Annotated in this window: 17 protein-coding genes; 5 read left to right on the forward strand and 12 right to left on the reverse strand. The window is 63.4% G+C overall.

The window, feature by feature from the left end; all coding sequences use genetic code 11:
• Position 1 precedes the first annotated feature (1 nt).
• From L6637_RS13305 to L6637_RS13325, 5 genes are all read right to left on the reverse strand, one after another.
• Complete coding sequence (locus L6637_RS13305) at positions 2-1,141, reverse strand: NAD(P)/FAD-dependent oxidoreductase (RefSeq protein WP_237864002.1); 1,140 nt, start codon at positions 1,139-1,141, stop codon at positions 2-4.
• A 12-nt stretch (positions 1,142-1,153) separates the two neighbouring features.
• Positions 1,154-3,169 (reverse strand): LodA/GoxA family CTQ-dependent oxidase, encoded by a 2,016-nt coding sequence (locus tag L6637_RS13310; RefSeq protein WP_237864001.1) that lies wholly within the window; start codon positions 3,167-3,169, stop codon positions 1,154-1,156.
• A 7-nt stretch (positions 3,170-3,176) separates the two neighbouring features.
• A complete protein-coding gene (locus L6637_RS13315) occupies positions 3,177-5,192 on the reverse strand; it encodes a tyrosinase family protein (protein WP_237864000.1) in 2,016 nt (671 codons plus the stop codon).
• Between the two features lie 133 nt (positions 5,193-5,325).
• Positions 5,326-5,646 (reverse strand): MoaF-related domain-containing protein, encoded by a 321-nt coding sequence (locus tag L6637_RS13320; RefSeq protein ID WP_237863999.1) that lies wholly within the window; start codon positions 5,644-5,646, stop codon positions 5,326-5,328.
• A gap of 231 nt (positions 5,647-5,877) precedes the next feature.
• Positions 5,878-6,471 (reverse strand): DUF1349 domain-containing protein, encoded by a 594-nt coding sequence (locus L6637_RS13325; protein ID WP_237863998.1) that lies wholly within the window; start codon positions 6,469-6,471, stop codon positions 5,878-5,880.
• A 319-nt stretch (positions 6,472-6,790) separates the two neighbouring features.
• Here L6637_RS13325 and L6637_RS13330 point away from each other — a divergent pair, with 319 nt between their 5' ends.
• Positions 6,791-7,756: an ABC transporter substrate-binding protein gene (locus tag L6637_RS13330; protein ID WP_237863997.1), complete on the forward strand. Its 966-nt coding sequence runs from the start codon at positions 6,791-6,793 to the stop codon at positions 7,754-7,756.
• A gap of 182 nt (positions 7,757-7,938) precedes the next feature.
• Here L6637_RS13330 and L6637_RS13335 read toward each other — a convergent pair whose 3' ends face one another.
• Positions 7,939-8,250, reverse strand: coding sequence for an ArsR/SmtB family transcription factor (locus L6637_RS13335; protein WP_237863996.1), 312 nt, complete (start codon positions 8,248-8,250; stop codon positions 7,939-7,941).
• A 96-nt stretch (positions 8,251-8,346) separates the two neighbouring features.
• Between L6637_RS13335 and L6637_RS13340 the strand changes: the two genes are divergently transcribed.
• On the forward strand, positions 8,347-9,099 hold the full coding sequence (locus L6637_RS13340) for an SDR family NAD(P)-dependent oxidoreductase (RefSeq protein ID WP_237863995.1): 753 nt from the start codon (positions 8,347-8,349) through the stop codon (positions 9,097-9,099).
• 261 nt (positions 9,100-9,360) lie between these two features.
• Here the strand turns inward: L6637_RS13340 and L6637_RS13345 are convergent, their stop codons facing one another.
• Positions 9,361-9,861: a hypothetical protein gene (locus L6637_RS13345; RefSeq protein ID WP_237864360.1), complete on the reverse strand. Its 501-nt coding sequence runs from the start codon at positions 9,859-9,861 to the stop codon at positions 9,361-9,363.
• A gap of 281 nt (positions 9,862-10,142) precedes the next feature.
• Here L6637_RS13345 and L6637_RS13350 point away from each other — a divergent pair, with 281 nt between their 5' ends.
• The 3 genes from L6637_RS13350 (at position 10,143) to L6637_RS13360 (ending at position 15,219) form a co-directional block, all read left to right on the forward strand.
• A complete protein-coding gene (locus L6637_RS13350) occupies positions 10,143-13,199 on the forward strand; it encodes an ATP-binding protein (RefSeq protein WP_237863994.1) in 3,057 nt (1,018 codons plus the stop codon).
• Positions 13,200-13,468: 269 nt separating this feature from the next.
• On the forward strand, positions 13,469-14,689 hold the full coding sequence (locus L6637_RS13355; RefSeq protein ID WP_237863993.1) for an OpgC domain-containing protein: 1,221 nt from the start codon (positions 13,469-13,471) through the stop codon (positions 14,687-14,689).
• A gap of 41 nt (positions 14,690-14,730) precedes the next feature.
• On the forward strand, positions 14,731-15,219 hold the full coding sequence (locus L6637_RS13360) for a DUF2059 domain-containing protein (RefSeq protein ID WP_237863992.1): 489 nt from the start codon (positions 14,731-14,733) through the stop codon (positions 15,217-15,219).
• Between the two features lie 6 nt (positions 15,220-15,225).
• Here the strand turns inward: L6637_RS13360 and L6637_RS13365 are convergent, their stop codons facing one another.
• From L6637_RS13365 to L6637_RS13385, 5 genes are all read right to left on the reverse strand, one after another.
• On the reverse strand, positions 15,226-16,722 hold the full coding sequence (locus tag L6637_RS13365) for a sugar ABC transporter ATP-binding protein (protein WP_237863991.1): 1,497 nt from the start codon (positions 16,720-16,722) through the stop codon (positions 15,226-15,228).
• Positions 16,719-17,816 (reverse strand): SMP-30/gluconolactonase/LRE family protein, encoded by a 1,098-nt coding sequence (locus L6637_RS13370; protein WP_237863990.1) that lies wholly within the window; start codon positions 17,814-17,816, stop codon positions 16,719-16,721. Before L6637_RS13370 ends, L6637_RS13365 begins: the two co-directional genes overlap by 4 nt.
• Positions 17,813-19,936 carry an ABC transporter permease gene (locus L6637_RS13375; RefSeq protein WP_237863989.1) on the reverse strand — a complete coding sequence of 708 codons (2,124 nt, stop codon included), beginning with the start codon at positions 19,934-19,936 and terminating at the stop codon, positions 17,813-17,815. Before L6637_RS13375 ends, L6637_RS13370 begins: the two co-directional genes overlap by 4 nt.
• 75 nt (positions 19,937-20,011) lie before the next feature.
• Positions 20,012-21,019: a sugar ABC transporter substrate-binding protein gene (locus L6637_RS13380; RefSeq protein ID WP_237863988.1), complete on the reverse strand. Its 1,008-nt coding sequence runs from the start codon at positions 21,017-21,019 to the stop codon at positions 20,012-20,014.
• A 46-nt stretch (positions 21,020-21,065) separates the two neighbouring features.
• Positions 21,066-22,037 (reverse strand): ABC transporter permease, encoded by a 972-nt coding sequence (locus L6637_RS13385; RefSeq protein WP_237863987.1) that lies wholly within the window; start codon positions 22,035-22,037, stop codon positions 21,066-21,068.
• Positions 22,038-22,058: the final 21 nt, after the last annotated feature.

Below are 22,058 nucleotides of genomic sequence, written 5' to 3' on the forward strand. Positions count from 1 at the left end.
CCTAAGGTTCTCCTGCAAAATGCACGGCCGGTTCGCGATCGAACGGCTCGGCCGCATGACGGCGCTGCCAGAACGCGGATCCGCTCCAGCGCCGCTCCATGCGATAGACGGTGCGCCTGTCGCGCCGGTAATGGCGGTACTCGGCTTCGATCAGCCTGCGATATTTCGCGCCGCCGCCATCGACGCCTCTGATCGCATCAAGCAGGACGAATGCGCCGAGCTTGCCGGTGCGCAGCGCCTTCATGATGCCGGCCGACGACAATGGATCCCAGCTCGAGGCCGCATCTCCCACCGCGACCCAGTTGCGTCCGCTCACGTGATCGAGGCAATGCGAGCGCGCCGGCCAGGTGAAGATGCGCTCTGCGCTATTGGCCGTGGCTGCGCGCGCCGCCGTCAGCGGCGCCGCGCGCAATTGCGCGAGCCAGGGTCCGAGCCGTGCGCTGGAATGATGGTGGACGATGTCGCTGTCGCTCATCCAGGCCAGCACCATCAGGCCATCAGGGAGTGCAGTCGAATACCACCATCCGTTCTCGCAGGCCTCGACCAGCGTAGCGTGATCGCGGATCGCACCATCGCGAAGGCGCACCAATGCGGCAACGCCCACCAGGCGATCGGCAAAACGTCTGCGGCTGCCCTGGCTCGTCGCGAACCGCGCCGATCGTCCGGTGGCATCAGCGACGAAGCGCGCGCCGATCTCGACGCGCCGTCCCTGGCAGTCGAGGGAAAGCTGCCATCCCGCAGCTTCCGCGACGGCGGACAGGAAGCGCGCGCCGCGCCAGACCTCGATGCCGGCAGCCTCGGCAGCGGCGCGTAAGGCTTCGTCGAAGCTGGTACGGTCGAGGTGCCAGGCACTGCCGCGCGTCGAAAACATGAAGTCATGGGCATGAGGGCGGTCGCTTCCCCAGGCGGCCTGGGAGCGGACGCCCTCGATCGCTCCATCGCGCAGGATGTGGTCCCGGCAGCCCAGTCCGTTCAGGAGTTGCACAGCGCCCGGCGCGAGCGTTTCCCCGATCCGCCAGTCCGTCGCGATGGCGGCCTCGGCGATCAGGATTTTCAGGTCAGGCGCGTGACGCTTCAGCTCCAGCGCCAGGGCCGTTCCGGCAGGGCCTCCGCCGAGGATCACCACATCGTGATGCGACATATCAGCGTCGCCTCACGATTTGGGTTGGTCCGGCGGCGTGGGCGCGAACGTGTATTGCCCGTCGCTCTGGATGATGAAGCGCAACGACGCCCATGCCGTGGTCATGGCGAGATCGCCGGCGTTGTTCTGCGCCGTCGGCGACCATGGCGCACCGTTGAAAATGAAGGGGCGGTGGACCGGCCACCAATAGGTCAGCTGAAAGGCCTGCGCGGCAGGGTCGCCGACGCTGTCGAGCTCGAGATTGTTCCAGTCGCGATAGGTGACGTCGACCGGCTGGTTGGTGCATTCGTTGAAATCGGACTGCCACGGCAGCGCGCTGTATTTGGTGATGTCGCCCGGCTCGAGCCCGTTGCTGAGCTCTGCTCCGCCCGGCAAGGAAAGCTCGCCTTGCGACGGCGCTGCCGGCTTGATGCGGTAGGCCGCGGAATAGATCGCGGGATTGCGCATGATCCAGCCCGCCTCGGCGCCCGGACAGAACGCTCCGCCGAGGGCTGAGGCCAGCGCGCCGCGGTCCAGCGCAGCGCCAGGTCCCGGATGCATCAGGCCGGGTTTGATGTCTTCGGCGTCCTCGTTGATGAAGAGCCCGTCGGCCCATTGCTTGAGCAGGAACAGCATGGTCTCGGTCAGGCGCAGGAATTTCGACGGCGCCGTGTTCGAGAGCGCATTGTCGCCGCACAGCAGCGGCATCGCGAACAGCTTGCCGCCCGGGATGCCTGGGCCTGCCGGTGCGAACAGTTCGTTTTCCTGTCCGGGCTTGCGCAACACCGCATACAGCAGCTGGCGCATCTGATGGCGGCGGCGGCGATCCGCCTCGGGCTCGTCAGGATAGGGCGGCACCGACAGATCGGTGAAATCGAAATTGCCGCCGGGGGCCGTGTTGTGCGGGTTGCCGCCGGTCAATGCATCGGCGTCCATGAAATTCTGCGCATCGAGCGGGCGCAGCAGGATCGGCAGGATGTCGCGACCGAAATACGGGCGGAAGTCGGCGTTCCATTGCGCCTGTGCGCGCCAGATGCGCAGGCCCGCCTCGTCCTTCGGAACCACGGCCGATCCCGTGTAAGGCGGGATACCGTAGAGGTAGGGCACGTAACCGAAATGCCGCACGGCGATGTCGAACAGCAGGTCATCCATAGTGACGACGTCGACGGCCTGCGGCACGTAGCGCGGATAACCGACGATGACCCAGGCCGGATCAATCGCGGCCGGCGCGAGAACCGGCTTGCCCAGCGGTTTGACAGGGCGTTTGTCGATGGCGACCACGGTGCCGATGAAGCGCGCGTTGACCGGGCCATCGGAGATGTCGTCGAACCAGCCGTCGTTGTTGGCGTATTCCTCGATCTTGGGATTGCCGAAACCGTCCAGCATTGTCCCCGAATTGCCGAAGCCGCCCAGCACCAGAAGCCGGTTCTTGTTCGCCATCTGGGTGCATCTGAGCTCGCCCAAGGCCGCGATCGAGTTCGGCACCAGGTCGGGCGGAAAGCTGGTCGGCCCGGGACTGTTCTTGTCGAAGATCGCCTGCTGCGACCCCATGAAGCTCACGGTGCGCGGGCCGGGATCGATGATGAGGCGCTGGCGCTCCTCGCTGTTGGTGATGTCGGCGTTGCGCAGCGGATGGTCGGACGCATAGCCGTGCTCGCCATCGGTCTCCGCGAACGCGTACCAGCTCGCCTTCTTGTTGGCGAGATAGGCCGTCCACTGGATGTCGTCGATCCGCAAGGTCAGCAGCTGGCCGTTCCGGCGATTGACGATGTCGACCTGGTCGCCGATGGCGGCCTCGCGGCCATCAGGTGATTTGTCGTCGTAGATGAAGACGCGAAAGCGCGCCGCCTGGCGCAGGATCCTGCCCTTGTCGTCATTGAAATATTTGACGCTCTCCTCTTCGCCCTTCTTGTTCAGGATCGGATTGCCCTGATCGTCGCATTTGATCGGCAAATGTCCGCCCTTGTCGGGGGAGATGCAGAACTTGTCCGGCGAGTTGCCGAGCCGCGCAATGCCGATCGCGGGATGAATGCGAAAGCTTGTTGCCATGACGGGCCTATTGTCTCGATCTCGAGAACCGATCGAAGAAGTTGAGTGAAACGGCGTCGATCTTCAGGGCATCGGTCGCCGGCGTGCCGTCGGTGTTGAGGACGACGAGGTTGACGCTGAACGAGGTCGCGCCATTGGCCTTGAGCCGCTTCACCGCGTCGGTGGCGTCGATGCGGAAATTGCCGGGGGTCTTGTGCGGTCGCGGCCGCAAATCGAAGCGCGCGGTGCGCGGTTCCGGAACGTCGCAATGGCCGGGGCCGCCGACGCAGACGCCGGTGAACATGCTGACCATCCCGACATAGTTGGGATTGCCGCGCGTCGGCGTCTCGACGGTCGCGCCCGGCGTGTTGAGGAAGGCGCGGATGTGAAAACCGGGACGCGTGACGTATTGCACCGCGTGCAGGCGGATCTCCGCGTGACTATGGTCGGCGACGACCTTGGGATGGACAGGCGCCGCGGCGGACTGGAAGCGCTGCAGCGGCACCGCGCTGTTGGTCACGAACATGTTCGCGGCCATCATGTATTCGTAGCCGAGCCGCGAAATGCTGGCGGTGTCGGCGACGGTGAAGTTCCACGGCGGCAGCACGTCGCCGGGATCGTCGGGTCCGCCGCTGGGATTGCGACGCTGCCATTCCGCCCACAGCCGGTCGCAATTGCTGTGATGCCCCCAGAAGATCGGATCGAACGCGGTGGTGCCGGGATCCTGCATGTCGCCGTATGGCTGTTCGCTAGGCACGATGCTCGAAAACGGGTTCTTGCCGCCCGAGAAATTGTGAATCAGGTTGTGGATGGTCTCCAGCGCGCCGAAGAACTGGTTGCCGCGGCTGCCGCTGGCGAAATCAAAGAAGCTTTCGATCTCAAGGATGCGCTCGACGTCGTCGGGCGTCGGATAGGCCTCGAAGATCAGGTCGGCGTTGCCGCCGGGCCAACGCTTCCAGTCGAACAGCGGATTGATGTCGCCGAGAACCGACTTGATCGCCTCGTCGCTCTCGGGCGCCGCGCCGTAGCTGATCTTCGCAGCGGCGAACAAGCGCGCGCCGGAATTGAAGTCCTTGCCGATGATGCCGCGCAAGGCCGCCAGCGCCTCCGCCGAGACCTTGCCGCCGTCGGTCAGCTTGCGCAATCCGTCCTCGTCGATCCAGCAGCGATAGGCGGCGGGGACGATGCCGTTGTCGTTTGCGACCTTGCCCATGTCCTCGAGCGAGGCCTTGACGTTGGCGCTGTCGGCCGCCCAGTCCCAATAGGGCAGGGTCACGGTCGGATCGATGTCCTGAAGCTGCTTTTCGAAGCCGTAGAGATAGGCGCGATGCCAGGTCAGGAACTGCTCCCAGCCGTGCTGGCACTGGTTGGCGTGGATGCGGGCCCAATAGGCAAAGCTTCGCTCGTCCTGCGGATAGGCATCGAGCGACTTCATCTGGGCGATCGCGGCCCGCAGGCGCCGCAGCTCCTCGTCGGAGAGATAGGCCACGTTCTTGCGCGCGCGCACGCCACCGGAATCGTGCGCGAGCTGGTTGGTGGGGCCCGTGAACAGGGCGTGCGGCGCGTCTCCCGTCACCAGCGCGCGCGTGACGGCCGAGGCCTGTGCCGCGCCGGCATGAAGTTTGTCTTCGTCAGATCCGGGACAGCCGTCGGTGATCCAGTGCGCAATGAACGCAATATCTGCTTCGCTGACGCGCTTGCCGCCCCAGGGAAGCGGCGGAAATTGCGTGCCGTCGAACGGATACTGGCCGCGCAGGCCCTTGATCAGCCCGGCGTTGTCGCCATTGCCGGGCGAGGCTGCGGCTGCATGCTCGTCGCAGCTTCCATGACAGCAGGATGATGGCTTGGCAGCCGGCGGCGAGCCCTCTCCGCCGCGCATCATGGGGATGCCATAGAGCTCGAAGGCTCTCAGTTCCGGCAGCGGCAGAGTCCAGAAGCGCGGATGCGACATGTAGCTTGCCGTCGAGGCGCCGGCAGCCGCGTCCATGATGGCCCGAAACCGGTCGTAGCGCGAGGGCGGCGTGGCTTCGCTCAAATCCGGCATGCCTTGTTCTCCTGGCGAGATGCCACGGTCGCTTGGCTGTCACGCGCGACACGCATTGCGATCTCGATTGCACGCATTCATCGCATTCAGCTCCGGTCGGTGTGAACCGGCCGGTCGTTGCAGTGCAGTCGGCTCACGCCACCTTCTTGAAGGTGCCGTGAAATTGATCGAAGGTGAGATCAGGCGGACTCGTGATGTTGGTCACGATCGTGTGTCTCGCGTAATCCTCGATGTGCACGACCGTCGTCTTGTCGGACTCCTGCCATGTCACCAGGAAGATATGCTCGGTGATCGGCTCGACCTTGATCGTCACCGTTTCGGAGCCGACGATTTTTCCGTTGGCATCAACGTTGTAATAGGTGAGCGAGGTGTCGGAGGTGAATTCCAGCTCGACACGGAAGGCGACGAAATCCACCAGGTATCTGTGACCGACGGCCGGGAAAGCGCGCGACATGGGCACCTCCTGTTGTCGAAACAATTAAATGAACTGCGGCTGACGAGAGTAAACCCTTCGTCATTGCTTCCTCAAATCTGCAATTTAAGGTAGCGCTGTTTCAGCGTGCCGTCAATGAACACCTGGCGTCTTGCCGAGGATCGAAACTGCGACGGTTTGTTGCTCCAACAATCTTCACAGATCTGTTGCGATCGTCACGACGGCCATCGCCGCGGGCCGTCACACTGGACGCTAGCTGAGATCGTGCAGATCCTTGCCGAGTGGCGGCTTCAGGGAAAATCCGCTGAACCTGACCGGCAATCCCTCTCGCTCCGGTGTGCAAGCCATTGGTCCGACGAGGTAGGATCGCGCCGCGGTGAACGGAGCCAGTCGGACGAGGGGCCAGGTCTTGCCGTCAGCTGACGCCTGCAATCGCAGAACGCCGTCGGCGATGGTGACACGCATCCAGAAATCGCCGGCATCGTGCTCATAGGGGGCGGTTGCCCAATCCGACTGCCCAATGGTCAAGACGCTCGAGAGCATCGCGCGCCCGTCCGAAAACTCGATTCCGGCTTTGACCCAGTGCTCCGCATCGATACGCACCATGATGCCGGCTTGATCGTAGAGTTCCCGAAAATTGCTCTGGATTCGCAGCTCGGCGGTAAACGCCTCCGCGGTCGCAAATCCCAGAAAATGGCCGCTGTCGCGGCAAAACCCATAATGCGTTTTCTGCCAGAAATCGGTGGCCTTGTCGGTGACGAGCTCGAGACTGTCGCCCTGCGCGGTCCACCGTTCCGGTTCATTCAGCCAGACACCATCATGTCTTGCGAAGATGGCAGCGTTCATGTCGAACCTCGACGAAAATTGCCGACACCGCCTGATGTCGAGCTGGTGCGGCAAGACAGCCGCAAGACGAACGGAGAGCGCGAATGCGCGATCACGCACCCCGGCTCTCCAGGACGCACTTTAGTGACGCATTTCAGTGTGGCCAAATCAGAGCAGCCCGTTCTTCTTCGGGATATCGGGTGATCGCTGGACGCTCCGGTTGCTTCCAGCGGGTAAGCAAGTATCGTTCAGCCCTGTGTTGTCTGTAGTCATTGCACCCACAGTTCGATTAGAGATTAGCTGGTGAAACGGGATGAGACGGCGAGATTTTCTTCGCGTTATGGGCATGGCGGCGGCATGGCCGCCAGCGGCGCTGGCCCAACAGGATTCATCCCGTCACATGCCCACCGTGGGCTTCATGGGCTTTGCCACAGCGGAGGCTGACGCGCCGGCCCTGCAGCATTTTCGCAAGGGCTTGAGTGATCTTGGCTATGTCGAAGGGCGCACGATCTACATCGATGCACGCTCGGCCAACGGCGACGTGGCGCGCGGGCTCGCGATCATTGACGAATTCGCGGCCAAGCCGGTCGATGTCCTGTTGTCACCGGGGCCTGCTGCAGCGCGCGCTGCCGTGCGCAAGACCAAAATCCCTGTTGTCGCCGTGGCGCTGCCTGCGGTGCAGAGTGATCCGGAATTATTCCAGAGCCTTGCGCGTCCCGGCGGCACCCTGACCGGCTTCGCAGCTTTCGGCGAAGAGATGTCGTCCAAGCGGATCCAGATGCTGAGGGAGATCTTGCCCGAGCTGAAGACGCTGGGCGTGATGAACAATGCAACCGATCCCACATTCAGCGCCTGGGGCGCGCAGACAATGCTGGAAGCACGGTCTGCCGGCATGGAGCCAATGCGTCTCGGCCTCACGGCAGCTTCTCCAGCAGCCGTGTCTGAGCAGATCAAAGTGTTGGCGGATGCGGGCGGTGCCGCAATGGTGGTGATCCGCGATTACATGACGTCGGCGATGCGAGACGAAATTTGCCATGCTGGCATCGAGAGGAAGATTGCTGTCGTCGGCGAACAAGCCGAATTCGCTCGCGCCGGCGCACTGCTCAGCTATGGCGCCGACATCGGCGACCTCTTCCGCCGTGCGGCTGGCTATGTCGATTTGATCCTGAAAGGACGAAAGCCGGCAGAAATGCCGATCCAGCTGCCGACCAAATTCGAATTGGTGGTGAACCTCAAGACGGCCCGCGTCTTGGGGTTGACGATCCCACCCTCAATACTCGTGCTCACGGATGACGTCATCGAGTGATGCGGCCGGCTTGCAGTTGCAGCTCGCAGGATGGGTTGAGCTCTTGCGAATCCGTCGCCTGATGGGCAGAGTCAGTACCAGCAATCGTTGGTGGGATCTGTTTGAGAGTACGAGCTTGATGGGTTTCGCTTCGCTCAACCATCTTGCGCGCGACTACGCCTCCGCATCCGGCGCGAATGCTCTCAGTCCGGAAAGCTCAGGATCATCTTGAGCAGCTTCGGAAATCGCGCGTTGATGTCTTCCTCGCGCAGGACGTTGCGGTGCTGGACGCCTTGCTTTGACGTCCGGACCAGGCCGGCCTCCCGCAGAATGCGAAAATGGTTCGATAGAGTCGACTTCGCCATATCGGGGCAAGGCGCCGCCTCGGTGCACGACATGCAATCCTTCTGCGCGGCCAGACTCTTGACGATACGCAGCCGCTTGGGATCCGCGAGCGCGCCAAGCACCCCCGCCAGTGTGATCTCCTCCCGCGCCGGGTGAACGAACTGCGCCATGCCCAAAAATATAGCACGTCCCTTGAATGAGTTCAATAGTTCACTAGTATTGAACTATTGAATGTCGGCATCCCGCCGAACAATGGAAGACATGCGATGACCAAGAGACTCGAAGGCAAAGTTGCGCTGGTGACCGGCGCATCCAAGGGCATAGGTGCCGAAATCTCCGCCCGGCTTGCGGCCGAGGGTGCGGCGGTTGCCGTCAATTACAGCTCGAGCAAGCAGGCCGCGGACCGGGTGGTCGCCGCCATCATCGCTAAGGGGGGCAAAGCTGTCGCGGTCCATGGCAATCTGGCCGACGCCAAGGACGTGAAGAACGTTGTCGCGGAGACGGTGAAGGCGTTCGGTGCGATCGACATCCTCGTCAACAACGCGGGCGTCTACGAGTTCGCCCCGCTCGAGGCCATCACGCCTGAGCATTTCCACAAGCATTTCGACCTCAATGTGCTCGGCCTGCTGCTGGTCTCGGGTGAAGCGGCGAAGCACTTCAACGCCAATGGCGGAAGTATCATCAACATCAGCTCCGGCGTATCGACCATCGCACCGGCAAACACCGCCGTGTACACCGCGACCAAAGCCTCGGTGGATGCGATCTCCGCCGTGCTGTCGAAGGAGCTCGCGCCGCGCAAGATTCGCGTCAACGCCGTTAATCCCGGCATGATCGCAACCGAAGGTGTCGTGTCGGCGGGCCTGCACGAGGGCGACATGCGCAAGTGGATCGAATCCACCACCCCGCTTGGCCGCATCGGCAACGTCGAGGAGATCGCTGCCGCGGTGGCCTTCTTCGCATCGGACGATGCGTCCTACGTCACCGGCGAGACACTTCACGTCACCGGCGGCCTTCGCTAGCGAGGGGATTGTCCCGCCGAGGAGACACCCTCTCCCCAACCCTCTCCCATAAGCGGGTGAGGGAGCAGTGCCGATGTCGCCGCGTCGTGCAATCATAAGCGATTGCCCTGCATGACGGGGCAGGCATGGAGACATCCCGCCGCACCGCGATGTGGCGGGTGCATCGATCGCACGCAGCAAAAACGCGGGCCGGCGAAATGCCGTCCCGCGCAATTCAGATCAGATGATGGTGCTGCGATCCAACCCTGGATCAGCTCAAGCTCAGCCCTTCTCCGGCCTGTGCGGACAGACCATCGTCAGGTGGAGCAGCGTCGGCTTGTCCGAGCCCCTCTTGTATTCCCACTCCAGCCGGATCTCGTGCCGGTCTGCCAGCGCATCGCTCGGTGCGTGCATAATGATGTTGGTCTTCATCGGGATCGGCGGCTCTGAGTTGAAGCACTTGCGGACGCAGGCATCGAGCAGGTCGCATCGCGTCAAGGGAATCACCCCGGGCTCGTCCCTGGACAGGGGTACCGTGTTCAGCTGGGCGCTGAGGTCGACGCGAGCGCGGCCCTTCTCCTTGTGCCAGTGCTTGGCGCTGCCCTCGGGCCACTTTGAGGCCGGCGTCAGAATCAGGTGGTACTGGCCGTACTCCAGCGTCGGCACGTCGATGTCGTCGGAAGCCTTGAGCTTGGCGACGCTCTTTTTCATGTTTGCCAGAGGGAAGTAGTTGCTGTTCATCAAATCTCTGAATGGCTTGCCTCTGTAAGGTCTCGAGCCCATCGCCTTGTCCCTCAAAATGTCATTGGCGGCGTGAAAAATACATACAGCTCCGCCACGCTGGCCGGCCTGGCTGACCATGCGCTGCCGAAATATATGCCCCCTTGCCGGGATTTTTTGACGCTACCACTCAGGGCTGTGTTTCGTCCAGATCGCCAACTGTGCTGTGCCCAGCTTCCTGCGAGCAGCGGGCCGGATTGCTAAGTGGTTCTCGATGGGTATTCTCGTCAAAGTCGCTCGCGGATTCTGATCGACAGACGGGCCGCGACCTTTGAGGCGCAGGAATGCATTGCTTCGCATGTCAGTCCGCGATCGATCCGGACGATAGCTGGTGCTCCAAATGCGGGGCTGCAGTGCGTCAACGAGTCGATCCCGACAGCGAACGTCGATTTGTGACGATTCTGCGCGCTGACGTCATCGACTCCACGGGTCTGGTTGCTGAATTGGAGCCGGAGGATGCCGTCTCGCGGCTCGAGCCTGCGCTGGCAGCCATGAGAGCCTCCGTACGTCAGTTCGGCGGCATCGTCAGCAAGGAGCTGGGAGACGGACTCGCGGCGGTCTTCGGCGCCCCGATTGCTGACGACAACCATGCGCCGCTGGCCTGCCATGCGGCCATCGAGCTGGTCCGGCGCGTCGCCAGTCTCGGCGATCCCGGGCTTCAGGTCCGGGTCGGCCTGCATTCCGGCCATGTCGTCGCCTACATGGTCGCCAGCGAATTTTCCAAGGTCTACGAAATCGGCGGCGCCGCCCAGCATCTGGCCGCGCGGCTGGAGCAGGTCGCCGAGGCGAATCAGATCTACGTCTCGGAGGCCTGTCAGAATCTCGCCGACGGGCATGTCAGGTTCGAGCATCTCGGCAGCAAATCCCTGCGCGGCTTCAGCCAGCCCGTGCCGGTCTACCGGATCGTGGGTGCCAGCGACCTGTCGAGCTGGCGCGTGCGACGGGCCCGCAGCGTCTCCCGCTTCGTCGACCGTGCGATCGAGCGGGCCTTGCTGGATCGCAGCGCCGGACAGGCTCGTGCCGGCCGGCAGACGGTGCTGCTGCTGGGCGATGCCGGCATCGGTAAATCGAGGCTCGCGCATGAGTTCGCCCAGAAGCTCAAGGGCGAAGGCTGGCGGTTGATCGACGCCGAGTGCAGCCCGAATCTCCAGGGGGCGCCGTTCAGCACGCTCAAGCGAATCCTGTTGTCGGCCATGGACGCGGCCGCAAAGGACCCCGGCAATCCCCGCGATCCCCGGGCCGAGCTGTCCACGATTCAGCAAAGCGCCCTCGATGCGGTGCTCGATGTGCCGATCTCGAACCCGCAATGGGACGAGCTCGAGCCGCATGCGCGGGGGCGCGTGATCTCCGACGCGAGCTGCGCCGTCATCCAAAGCGTGGCCAGTCGCCAGCCGACGCTCCTCCTTCTGGAGGATTTGCACTGGATCGACCGGGCCAGCGACGTCGTCGTCGCGGCCATTGCCGCGCTGGCGGTGCCCGGCCTCCTCGTGCTTCTCACCACCCGCCCGAACGGCATGCCGGTCTGGATTGCGCGCTGCCACGCCGAGGTGGTCGCGATGCGGCCGCTCGACGACGATTCCGGGCTGGAAATGTTGTCCGACATGCTCGGGTCCTCACAGACCAATGCCGATCTGAAGAGCCGGATCATTTCCCATACGGCCAACGTGCCGCTGTTCATCGAGGAGGTCTGCCGCGGGCTGAAGGACAGCGGCACCTTGCGCGGCGAATGGGGCGATCTGGCGCTGATGCGCCCGATCGACGAGCTCGGCATTCCCACCAGCATTCAGGGTGTGATCGCGGCGCGCCTTGACCGGGTGTCGCGGCAACAGCGTCTGGTGTTGCAGGTCGCGGCCGCTTTGGGGCCGCGATCGAGCGAAGCCGTGGTGCGGAAAGTCTCGCAGTTGGCCGAAGACGTCCTTCAGGATTGTCTCGTGTCACTCGACCGGGCCGAGCTGCTCGTCAGGATCGATAGCGACCTCGAGAACTCGCTCGAGTTCAGGCACGAGATGGTCCGCCAGGTGACCTATGAGTCGATGGTCGAGAAAGTGCGCGAGAGCATTCATGCGCGCGTGCTTGCGGCTTTCGAAAGCGACGAAACGTGGCGAGATGATCCCGACGCCCTCTGTTACCATGCCATGCGCGCCAAGGACTGGGCCAAGGCATTCAACTACGGGAGAAGTGCCGCACAGAAATGCCTCGCGCGCTCGGCCTATGCCGATGCGGTCGACTACTTCCGGACCGCAATGAATTCGCTCGACAAGACGCCGTTGACGCGCCCGCGGGAGACCAACGCGATCGATCTGCGGATGGAGGCGCGCATGGCGTTTCAATGGTCCGGTCGCGTCGCCGAGTGGATCGATCTCGGAAAGGAGGCCGACCAGCGGGCCAGCCAGATCGATGATGTCGGCAGAAAGATCGCTGCCATGACGGTCATGGCGGGTGGACAGAACTTCTATGGGACGCCGGCCGAGGCCGTCGTTCTTGGCGAGGAAGTCGTCGGCCTCGCCGAGCAGTCGGGCAATCCGGGGTGGCGCAACCTTGCGCAATACAATCTCGGACAGGCTTATTTTCTTGCTGGGCGGTATCGCGAGGCCGAGCAGACTTTCGCACGGGCCCGCGCACATCTCATGGAACCAGAAGCGAGCGCGCCGTACGGCACGCCGCCGAAATACACACTCCTCCTCTGCTGCATGATGAAGAGCTTCACCCACACCGTCATGGGTGAGTTCGATGCCGCCGAGCAGCTTCAGCGCGAGGCTGCCGCGATCGCGGACGAGACCGGCCGTCCCCATGACCGCGTCGCTGCCGCCTCTGGCAGCGGCTGGCTGATGCTGGGACGGGGCGATCCGGCCGCGGCCGCCGCCGTTCTCGAAGGCGGTCTTGTGCTGGCGCAGAAGCATGGCATCCGGCTGTTCGTGCCGGTGCTCGCCTGCCATCTCGGCATGGCCTATCTTGAGCAGGGCTTGTTCGATCGGGCCCGCCGCATGCTGACTGAAGCGCGCGAAGAGGCACGTGCCGTCGGCTATACCTCGGCGGTGCTGCGCTCCTCGATCTACCTCGCCTTGGCGGTCAATCAGCTTGGCGATGTCCGGGCGGCCCAGAACATGCTGCGCGAGGCGCGCAACACCGCGCGCCAACAGGGCTTTTCCGGCCTCGAGGCTGAGGCCCTGTTCGGCGAGGCCGTGGTGACGCCGCCTGCGAGCGGTGACAACCGGACCATCATCCTTGCTGCGCTCCGCGCCGCGATCGCGATCGCCTCAGAAAGCGGTGCGAGGCCGCTGCGGGAGAAAGCCGAGGCGATGCTGGATCGCATGTTCGCCGGAGGCGATCAGCCTGCCTGAGGCGGAATCGGGCCTCGCCGCGCTCTCGCCCGACGGACCGAACGATTTTTGCAAGCGATGCAAGGGTTTAGCTACTGTGCATGGGGTTGTTCTGACTTTTCGCGACGCGGCCGAGGCGCTGTGACGACAAAGTCCCTTGCGCGAGCGAAAAGGTCGGCTACCGTTCGCGCTCTAACCGCAGGGTTAGGTGACCTTTTGATTGATTCTTTTTAGCATCCGATTTCGCCGGCGCCGCATTGGCGCGACGCCCACCAGACGAGGCGGGGGCCATGATCATACGGGACCAGGCAGCACTGTTGGCGCCGGTCGAGCGCGATTTGCGGCTCGACCTGTTCCGCGGCATCGGCTTGTGGATGATCTTCCTCGATCACATCCCGCACGACGTCGTGGCCTGGCTGACGCTGCGCAATTACGGCTTCAGCGATGCCGCCGAGTTCTTCGTCTTCATCTCCGGCTATCTGGTCGGCTGGATCTACGGGCCGATCGTCGCCGGCGGCTGGTTCCTCGCCGCGCTGAAGCGGCTGTGGCGGCGGACGGCCGAGATGTATGTCGCCCACATCATGCTGTTCCTTCTGTTCACGGCGCAGATCGCCCGCACGATCAGGAGATTCGACAACCCGATGTATGCGGACGAGTTCAACGTCCACAACTTCCTCGACCATCCGGACATCCTGATCGGGCAGGCGCTCACGCTGCGCTACAAGCCGGTCAATCTCGACGTGCTGCCGCTCTACATCACGCTGATATTTGCCTCGCCCTTCATCGTCTGGTGCCTGGTCCGCCGGCCGAACCTGACGCTTGCGGTGTCCGTGGTGCTCTACGTGCTGTCGCGCTGGTTCGACTGGAACGTCGCCTCCTACCCGCCGGGCACGACCTGGTATTTCAATCCGTTCTGCTGGCAGCTCATGTTCGTCGTCGCCGCGTGGTGCGGTGTTGGCCAGATCGAGAAGATCGCCAAATGGGTCTGGTCGAAGCCGGTGATGGCAATCGCGGCGGCTTGGATTGCGTTCGCCCTTCTGATCGTGATGACATGGCACATTCATGCCCTCGAGGCGCTGATTCCGAAATGGATGATCAAGGCGATCTATCCGATCGACAAGACCGACCTCGACATGCTGCGCTTCACGCATTTCCTGGCGCTGGCGATCTGGGTGACCTATTTCGTCCCGCGCCGCTGGAAGGCGCTGCAATTGAAATGGCTGCGCCCGCTCATCCTGTGCGGCCAGCATTCGCTGCCGATCTTTTGTCTCAGCGTGTTCCTGTCGTTCTCGGCGCACTGGATCCTGATGCAATACACCAGGGGCGCCTGGGAGCAACTCGCCGTCTCGTTCGCCGGCTTCGCCATCATGGTCGGCGCCGCGTGGCTGCTCGACCGCGCTGGGCGGGTGCCCAGCCTCTTCGTCAAGGTGACCGATGTCGACGACGAGCCGGGGCCCGCTGCCGAAGGCGCACCGGTTAAGGTCATCGCCGCAGCTCCCGCTAGCCGCTGAGGGTCCATCGCGTCGCGCGGACGATTTTTCAGGAGATATCCATGTCGAGACGCTTGTTGACGATTGCCGGCGCCCTGCTGCTCCTCATCAGCAACGCGTCGGCACAGGCGCCGTCGCCCGAGGCGATGGATGCTGCGCGCAAACTCGTCACCACGCTGAAGATCGCGGATCAGTATCGCGCGGCGCTTCCGCAGCTCATGCTTAAACTGAGACCCGTGGTCGCGCAGGACCGACCGGAGATCGAGCACGAATATGATGCGTTGACCGCGCCGGGCTCCGACATCTACGCACCGTTCGCCGCCACCATGATCGACCAGATCGCCGCCCTCTATGCCGCCAGCTTCACCGTGGAAGAGCTGCGTCAGATCGAAGCGTTCTACGTCCAGCCGGCCGGCCGGAAGCTTTTGGAGAAATCGGATGCGCTGGCGCAAGCGAGTGCGCAGATCGGCCAGGACGCGAACCAGAAGGCTGTCGATGAACTGAAGCAGCGCCTCACCGAGGCGCTGCGCCAGAAGGGGCACAAGCCGTAGGCGCCTTCAGTGGATCGCGGCGTACATGATCTTCTCCTCCGTCGCTTCCAGCGCGGAGAACTCTTCCACCACCTTGCCCTGGCGCGAGACCAGGATGCGGTCTGACAGCGCCATGATCTCGGGCAGATAGGACGAGATCACCACGACCGCCTTGCCCTCATCGGCGAGCCGGTTGATCAGCTCGTGGATCTCGACGATGGCGCCGACATCGACGCCGCGGGTCGGCTCGTCGAAGATGATCAGGTCAGGCTCCTGCACCAGCGATTTCGCGATCACGACCTTCTGCTGATTGCCGCCGGACAGCTCGACCACCTTGCCCTCGTCGCTGATGGCACGAACCTTCAGCCGCTCGATCCAGGTCTTGCCGACCGCATCGGTCTCCCGCCGGGACAGCATCATGCGCCCCCGCGGAAACTTCGAGAGCAGGCCAAGATAGATATTGCGCGCAATGGAAGAGGTCTCGAAGAAGCCCTCGACCTTGCGGTCCTCCGTGACATAGGCGATGCCGGCCTTCACCGCCGGCGCCGGCACACGGTAGCGCACCGGCTGGTCGTGCAGCAGGATCTCGCCGCCGTGGAAGAAGTCGCGCTTGAGCACGCCGGCAACGATCTTGAAGGTTTCGGTGCGGCCCGCGCCGACGAGACCGAACACGCCGGTGATCTGCCCTGAAAACACCGATAGCGAATTGTTCTTCACCATCGGCGCCATCTTCAAGTTTTGCACCGTGAGCACCCGCGCGCCGGCCGGCCGCGCGCTGCTCTTGCGTGCGCCGTAGAGCGTGTTGGAGAGGTCGCGCCCGACCATGGCCTGCACGATCGCGGCGCGGTCGAACCTGGCGACATCGTCGGTGACGACATGCTTGCCGTCGCGCAGCACCGTGATGCGGTCGGCGAGCAGCAGCGCTTCTTCCAGAGCGTGCGAGATGAAGACGATCGAAACGCCGCGCTTCTTGAGATCGCGGACAAGGTCGAAGAAATACTTCTTCTCCTCAGGCGTCAGCGATGCGGTCGGCTCGTCGAAGATGATGACCTTGGCACGGTGCAGGACCGCGCGCGCGATCTCGACCATCTGCTTCTTGGCTGCGCCAAGACCGCTGACGGTCGCCGTCGGCGTCACATCGAAATTGAGCGATTGCAGAAATTGCTGCGCGGCGATGTAGATGCCGCGCAGGCGGTTGTAAAACCTTTCCTGCCCCAGAAACAGGTTTTGCGCGACCGTCATGGTCGGCACCAGGCTGTTCTCCTGGAACACCATGGCGATACCGAGATTACGCGCCTCGAGCGGAGTCTTCGGCGCGACCTCGGCGCCGTCGACCGTCATGGTGCCCGAGGTCAGCGTCACCACGCCCGCCATCACCTTGGTGAGGGTCGATTTGCCGGCACCGTTCTCGCCGACCAGCGCGTGAATTTCGCCGCGGCGCAGATCGAAGTCGACCCCGTCGATGGCGGGGACGCCGGCATAGAGCTTTGTCGCCTTGCGCAGCGAGAGTGCGATGTCGCTCATGCCCGAAACTCCTCGGCAAGGCCGGCGAGGGCCAGCTTCAGGACTCGGCCCGGTCCCTTCGCGATCAGCACGAGATCGCCACCCATCTCGACCGCCGCGACGACGCCGTGATTGATGCCGTCGACCCGGCTATGCAGCGAATAAAGCGGTTGGCCGTCAGCGTCGAGACGGATGACGAGGCCGTAGGAGCGCGGCGGCGCCCAGGGCTTGATGACGCCCATGGTCTTGATATGCGCGCCCTGCATCGGCTCCTTGAACGAGCGCCCGGAGCGCAGCCGCGGTGCAACCCAGTGTTCGGGCGCGATCTCGGCCATCATGCGGCGGCGATAGCCGGGCTCGCGCAGCACGAACTCGACCAGCTGCGTCCGAGCGGTGAATGCGGTGAGCCAGTAGCCCCCGCCTGAAGCCTTCGACAGCCGTGATGGATAGACCGGCAGGTGAGCGAGCACGATCTTCGGCGTTGCGCCGGGCGAGACAAGAACGAGGCGATGGCGCCAGCTCTCGCTGACCAGCATGGCGCTACCATGCGCGCAGGCACCGAAGGCATAGCCGAGGCCCTGGGCCAATCGCGTCACGGTCCTGCTGCCGGGATCGAGCCGGTACACGCGGCCGCTCCGGTTGAGCTCCAGCAGGTCACGCGCCCAATCGTCGACGCCTGACGTCGCCGAGCCGTCCGTCGCAATCAGCGAGTTGTCACCCGCCAGCGCGAGCGCATTGATCGCATTGAACGCCGCATCGGCAAAGGTTGCGCTCGGCTGCTCGGCCGAGGGGCCTTCGTAAACACGCACCTCGCGCCCACCGAGTGCGACAGCAAGGCCGCCGCCGGGCAGGGCACAGAGTGCCGAGATCGGTTGCTCGAAGCTGCGCAATTCCGAGGCCGAGCCGTTGTTCAGCAACAGCAGTCTTCGCCCGTCTGCAATAAAGAGCTTGCTGCCGTCAGTTGCAAGATCCGCGGGCGAATCGCAGGTCAGCAAGGTCTCGGCGGCTTCCAGCTTCTGGTTCGGCTTCAGCGCGCCGTCGAAGGACGGCACGGTGATGGTGGCGTCGCCGCGCCCGAGAAATCGGTTGGCGAAGTCTTTGACGGCCGCGATCACGACTGCTTCCCCCACCTCTTGTCATACTGGACGAAGTTCGGATCGGCATTGTCGAGCTTGTAGCGGCCGATCCGGTTGTTGAGAATGCCGCCGAGATAGAGATAGCCGCGATGCTCGCGCATCGAGGTGATCATCGGATGGTTCTCGCCGTGCAGGTCCCAGAACGATTCGACGATCTTGCCCTGTTCGTTGAACTTGACCACGCAGCCAGTGTTGATGTTGGGGAACAGCCATTCGTCGACCGGCACGCGCTTGGCCATGCGGCGGCGGAAGCCCGGCATCTTCCAGGCGAGGTCGAGCGAGGGACTGCGCATACCGACCAGTGCCAGCCAGTAATTGCCGTCGGAGGCGAGATTGATGTTGTCGGGGTATCCAGGCAGATTGTCCATGACGACCTCGACCGCGCCTTTCTTCGGCCCAGCAAACCAATAGCGCTTGATCGAGCAGCCAAAGGTTTCGGCGAACAGGATCGACTGGCCGTCACTGGCGACGCAGATGCCGTTGGGGAATTTGAGTCCGCGCAGCTCGGTGCGTGTCGTGCCGGTCTTGGTATCGTAGGAGATGATGCGGCCGTTGCCGCGTGCCTCTAAGCCATCGATGGGCCATTCGTCCATCTCGTAACGGACCGTCGCTTCGGAGAAGAAGATCAGGCCATCGTCGGTGATATCGAGGTCGTCGGCAAGCCGCAGGCGGCTGTCGTCGTTGACCGAGCGCAGGCTGCGGTTGGTCTCGTCGGTCGCCTTTTCCACGGTGCCGTCGGGCTTGATGCGATAAAGCCCCATGCCGCCGATGCAGACGTAGAGATTGTCCTCGCGATCGAAGGCCATGCCGAGCGGCTGGCCGCCGATATGGGCGAACACCTCCATCTTCTGATAGTCGGGCGCGAGGAAGCGCATGATGTCGCCGTGGCGCGAGCCGGCATAGAGATTGTCATGGCGATCGAGGATGACGTCTTCCGGCGCCTCGATGCGGCCAAGGCCGATCGCCTCGACGTCACGCAGCTTGTCGTTCTGCTCGAATGGCCCGCCCTGTCCGATCTCGGTTGGCGGCGGCGGCGGCAATTCGTGATAAGTCGGCGCGACATAGACCTTGCTGATGATGCGAGTCCGGTTCTTCTGCCAGCGGATGTCGACCATGGCCGCGACAAGCAGAATGCCGGCCAGCGCCATGCGGTTGACGCCCCCGCGCGCGTTCATGGTGGTGAGGCCGTTGGTGATCAGGAGTACGATCAGCACGCCCACTGCCGATTTGGCGACAGAGCCTTTGCCACCGCCGAGCGTGATGCCGCCGAGTACGGTCGCGGTCAGCACGATCACCTCGAGGCCAACGCCGATGTCGCCGCCGACGGTGCCGAGCCGGGAGGCGAAGAACAGCGCGCCGATGCTGGTCAGCACGCCGCTTGCGACGTAGCAGAGCGCGATGGTGCGGCGAACGGGAATGCCCGAATTGTAGGCCGAGCGGCGCGAGCCGCCTATTGCGGTGATGTGCCAACCTGGGCGCAGCCGCGTCATGAAGATGTGGCCGAAGATCGCGATGACGATATAGGCCAGCGCCACGGTCGGAATGCCAAGGACAGAGCCGGCGCCGATGAAGTCCCAGGACGGGATGTCGGGGAAGGCCGAAGCGATCGCGTTGGAGTAGCGCTGGATCAGAAGATCGTAGGCCGAGCGGTAAATGATCAGCGTGATCAGCGTGGTGATGAAGGCGCGCAGTCGCAGATATCCGACCAGGATGCCGTTGACGGCCCCGAGCAGTGCGCCACACAGCAGCGTGGCGACCACAACGGCCGGAACCGGCCAGCCGGCGACGTCGAGCAGATAGAGCGCACAGAAATCGGTCAACGCGAAGATCGACCCGACCGAGAGATCGATGCCGCCGACGATGACGACCAGCGCAAGCCCGAGCGCAATGAAGCCGATCTCGCCGGCCTGGCGCGCGGTGTCGGCGAGGCTTGCCGGCGACAGGAAGTTGTCGATGGACCGGCTGAAAGCGAAGCCGACAATCAGGAGAAGGATGACCGGGATGGCCGTCTCGGTCCATCGCTTGGACAGGATCTCACCGAGAAGATGATCAGGCCAGTAGCGGTAACGCAGGCTTGTGATTGTGTCGCGCATCGGCATTCCAGCAGGACATGGAAACTGTTGAGAGCGTGATCCCCGGACATTGATCCCGGGGATCACGAGCGTCAGCGCGGACTATTTTTTGAGATCGCTGAGATTCCAGCAGGCCGTCGGACTATCGGCGTTCTCCTTGGTGATCGGAATCAGCGTGGTGTATTCCGAACCTTTGATCGAGCCAGGCTTGGCACCCGAGGACAGCAGCCACTTGATCGTACCGGCCATCTGCGCAGCCTGGGTCGGCACGTCGTAGCTCATGTTGAGATCGAATGCGCCTGACTTCACCAGCTCGCAGGCACCCTTGCGCTCGCCGCCGCCCGATGTGGCGAGGAACACCTTGCCGGTGAGGCCGGCTTCCTTCACCGCGGCGGCCGTGCCGATATCCATGCCGTCCCAGAAGCCGACGATGCCGCAAAGATCGGGATTCTGCTTCAGCACCGTTTGCGTGATCGCCTTGGCCTTGGCGGCATCCCAATCGGCGGCCTGGCTCGATACCACCTTGATCTCCGGATGCTTGGCGAGGACGTTCTCGACCCCCTTGAGCGTATAGGCGCTCGCCGCCGCCGACAGCGCACCCTGGATGATCGCGATCTTGTTCGACTTGCCTTCGCAGGCCTTGACCACGCCTTCGGTCTGGCGCTCGCCGATCTCGACCCAGTTGGCGCCGACGAAGGCGGAGCTGCGATAGGCTGAGCCCATGTTGATCTGGATGACGTAGATGCCTTCGTTCTCGGCGCGCTGGAGCAGTTTGGCGTAGGTCTGTACGTCAGGATTATGGACGACCATCACCGCCGGCTTCTCGGTAATCAGCGAGGTCACGGCCTGCGCGCCGGCATTGGTGTTCCAGTTGGCGTCGCGGATCACGAACTTGACGCCGTAGGGCTCGAGCTCCTTCTTCAGGCCGGCATACCAGCCCTCGGTGAGGTCGAAGTTCATCGCGACCGGCACATAGGCCACGGTCTTTCCGGCGAGCGCTTCCTTGAACGGTTTCTGAAACGGCTCGTCCAGGCCCTGCTGAGCGAGAGCGGGTCCAGTCAGCGCCGCGAGTGCCAGTGCGGCGAGCGTTGCCTTTGTCGGGTTGTTCATTGCTTCCTCCTTGGTTGTAGTTGCCGTTATGGTTCTTGTCGGTCGTTCAGATGTCGCCCTGCTGTGCCGTTTCTTCGTTGCGCGGATTCAGGAAGGAATCCGTGATGACGGCGAGCAGCAGGACCACGCCCTTGATGAGATTTTGCCCGGCGTAGGAGATGTCCATGATGGTCATCCCGTTGAGCATGGTACCGATCAGCAATGTGCCGATGATGACGTTCAACACGCCGCCACGGCCGCCGGAGAGTCCGATGCCGCCCAGCACGACCACCAGGATCACGTCGTAAATCAGCGTCGAGTTGAAAACGCGCGTCGGCATCGAATTGACTGATGCGGCCATCACCAGACCGGCGAAGCAGCCGATCAGGGCCGCGATCACGTACTGCAGCACGATGATCGGGCGGGAGGGAATGCCGGTGACACGCGCGGCGTAAGGGTTGTCGCCGATCGCGTAGATGTAGGCACCCCAGCGCGTCTGGCGCAGCAGGAAAGCCACCACGATGCAGGCGACCGCGAACATCACGATCGAGGTGGGAATGCCGAGAATGGTGCCTTGTCCGAGCCGCTCGAAGCCGTTCATGCCCTGGCTCCACTGCACGACATCGAGCTGGAACAGCGCGGCCTGCCCGAGACCGGCGAGCAGCAAGCCGGTTGCCAGCGTCGCAAACAGCGAGGGCACCTCGGCATAGGCGATCAGCCAGCCATTGATAAGGCCGAACGCGATCGTGATCAGCACGGCGATCAGCAGCGAGAACGGCAGCGAATGGCCGTTCTGCACCATTTGCAGCACGAGCCCGGGCGGCACCGCGAGCGCTGCGATCAGCGAGATGTCGATACCGCGGCCGATCACGACGATCGCCATGGCGAGGCCCAGGATGCCGAGCACTGCCACGTTCTGGAGCAGCGTCAGCATGTTCTCGGCCGTCAGGAAGCCATTCAGGAAGATCGAGAATACCAGGAACAGCAAGGCGAAGACGGCAAAGACGATCTCTTGTTGATTGAACCGAAAGCGCTTCATCCCTTCGTTGCCTTTCTTCGA

Source organism: Bradyrhizobium zhengyangense (assembly GCF_022012435.1).
In the GTDB taxonomy this organism is placed as follows: domain Bacteria; phylum Pseudomonadota; class Alphaproteobacteria; order Rhizobiales; family Xanthobacteraceae; genus Bradyrhizobium; species Bradyrhizobium zhengyangense.

What these genes read in the sequence shown, in the direction of transcription:
- L6637_RS13380 (WP_237863988.1), bottom strand. Translation starts at nt 21,019, where the DNA reads ATGAACAACCCGACAAAGGCAACGCTCGCCGCACTGGCACTCGCGGCG.
- L6637_RS13360 (WP_237863992.1), top strand. Translation starts at nt 14,731, where the DNA reads ATGTCGAGACGCTTGTTGACGATTGCCGGCGCCCTGCTGCTCCTCATC.
- L6637_RS13335 (WP_237863996.1), bottom strand. Translation starts at nt 8,250, where the DNA reads ATGGCGCAGTTCGTTCACCCGGCGCGGGAGGAGATCACACTGGCGGGG.
- L6637_RS13355 (WP_237863993.1), top strand. Translation starts at nt 13,469, where the DNA reads ATGATCATACGGGACCAGGCAGCACTGTTGGCGCCGGTCGAGCGCGAT.
- L6637_RS13365 (WP_237863991.1), bottom strand. Translation starts at nt 16,722, where the DNA reads ATGAGCGACATCGCACTCTCGCTGCGCAAGGCGACAAAGCTCTATGCC.
- L6637_RS13320 (WP_237863999.1), bottom strand. Translation starts at nt 5,646, where the DNA reads ATGTCGCGCGCTTTCCCGGCCGTCGGTCACAGATACCTGGTGGATTTC.
- L6637_RS13330 (WP_237863997.1), top strand. Translation starts at nt 6,791, where the DNA reads ATGGGCATGGCGGCGGCATGGCCGCCAGCGGCGCTGGCCCAACAGGAT.
- L6637_RS13305 (WP_237864002.1), bottom strand. Translation starts at nt 1,141, where the DNA reads ATGTCGCATCACGATGTGGTGATCCTCGGCGGAGGCCCTGCCGGAACG.
- L6637_RS13325 (WP_237863998.1), bottom strand. Translation starts at nt 6,471, where the DNA reads ATGAACGCTGCCATCTTCGCAAGACATGATGGTGTCTGGCTGAATGAA.
- L6637_RS13310 (WP_237864001.1), bottom strand. Translation starts at nt 3,169, where the DNA reads ATGGCAACAAGCTTTCGCATTCATCCCGCGATCGGCATTGCGCGGCTC.
- L6637_RS13345 (WP_237864360.1), bottom strand. Translation starts at nt 9,861, where the DNA reads ATGGGCTCGAGACCTTACAGAGGCAAGCCATTCAGAGATTTGATGAAC.
- L6637_RS13315 (WP_237864000.1), bottom strand. Translation starts at nt 5,192, where the DNA reads ATGCCGGATTTGAGCGAAGCCACGCCGCCCTCGCGCTACGACCGGTTT.
- L6637_RS13340 (WP_237863995.1), top strand. Translation starts at nt 8,347, where the DNA reads ATGACCAAGAGACTCGAAGGCAAAGTTGCGCTGGTGACCGGCGCATCC.
- L6637_RS13385 (WP_237863987.1), bottom strand. Translation starts at nt 22,037, where the DNA reads ATGAAGCGCTTTCGGTTCAATCAACAAGAGATCGTCTTTGCCGTCTTC.
- L6637_RS13350 (WP_237863994.1), top strand. Translation starts at nt 10,143, where the DNA reads ATGCATTGCTTCGCATGTCAGTCCGCGATCGATCCGGACGATAGCTGG.
- L6637_RS13375 (WP_237863989.1), bottom strand. Translation starts at nt 19,936, where the DNA reads ATGCCGATGCGCGACACAATCACAAGCCTGCGTTACCGCTACTGGCCT.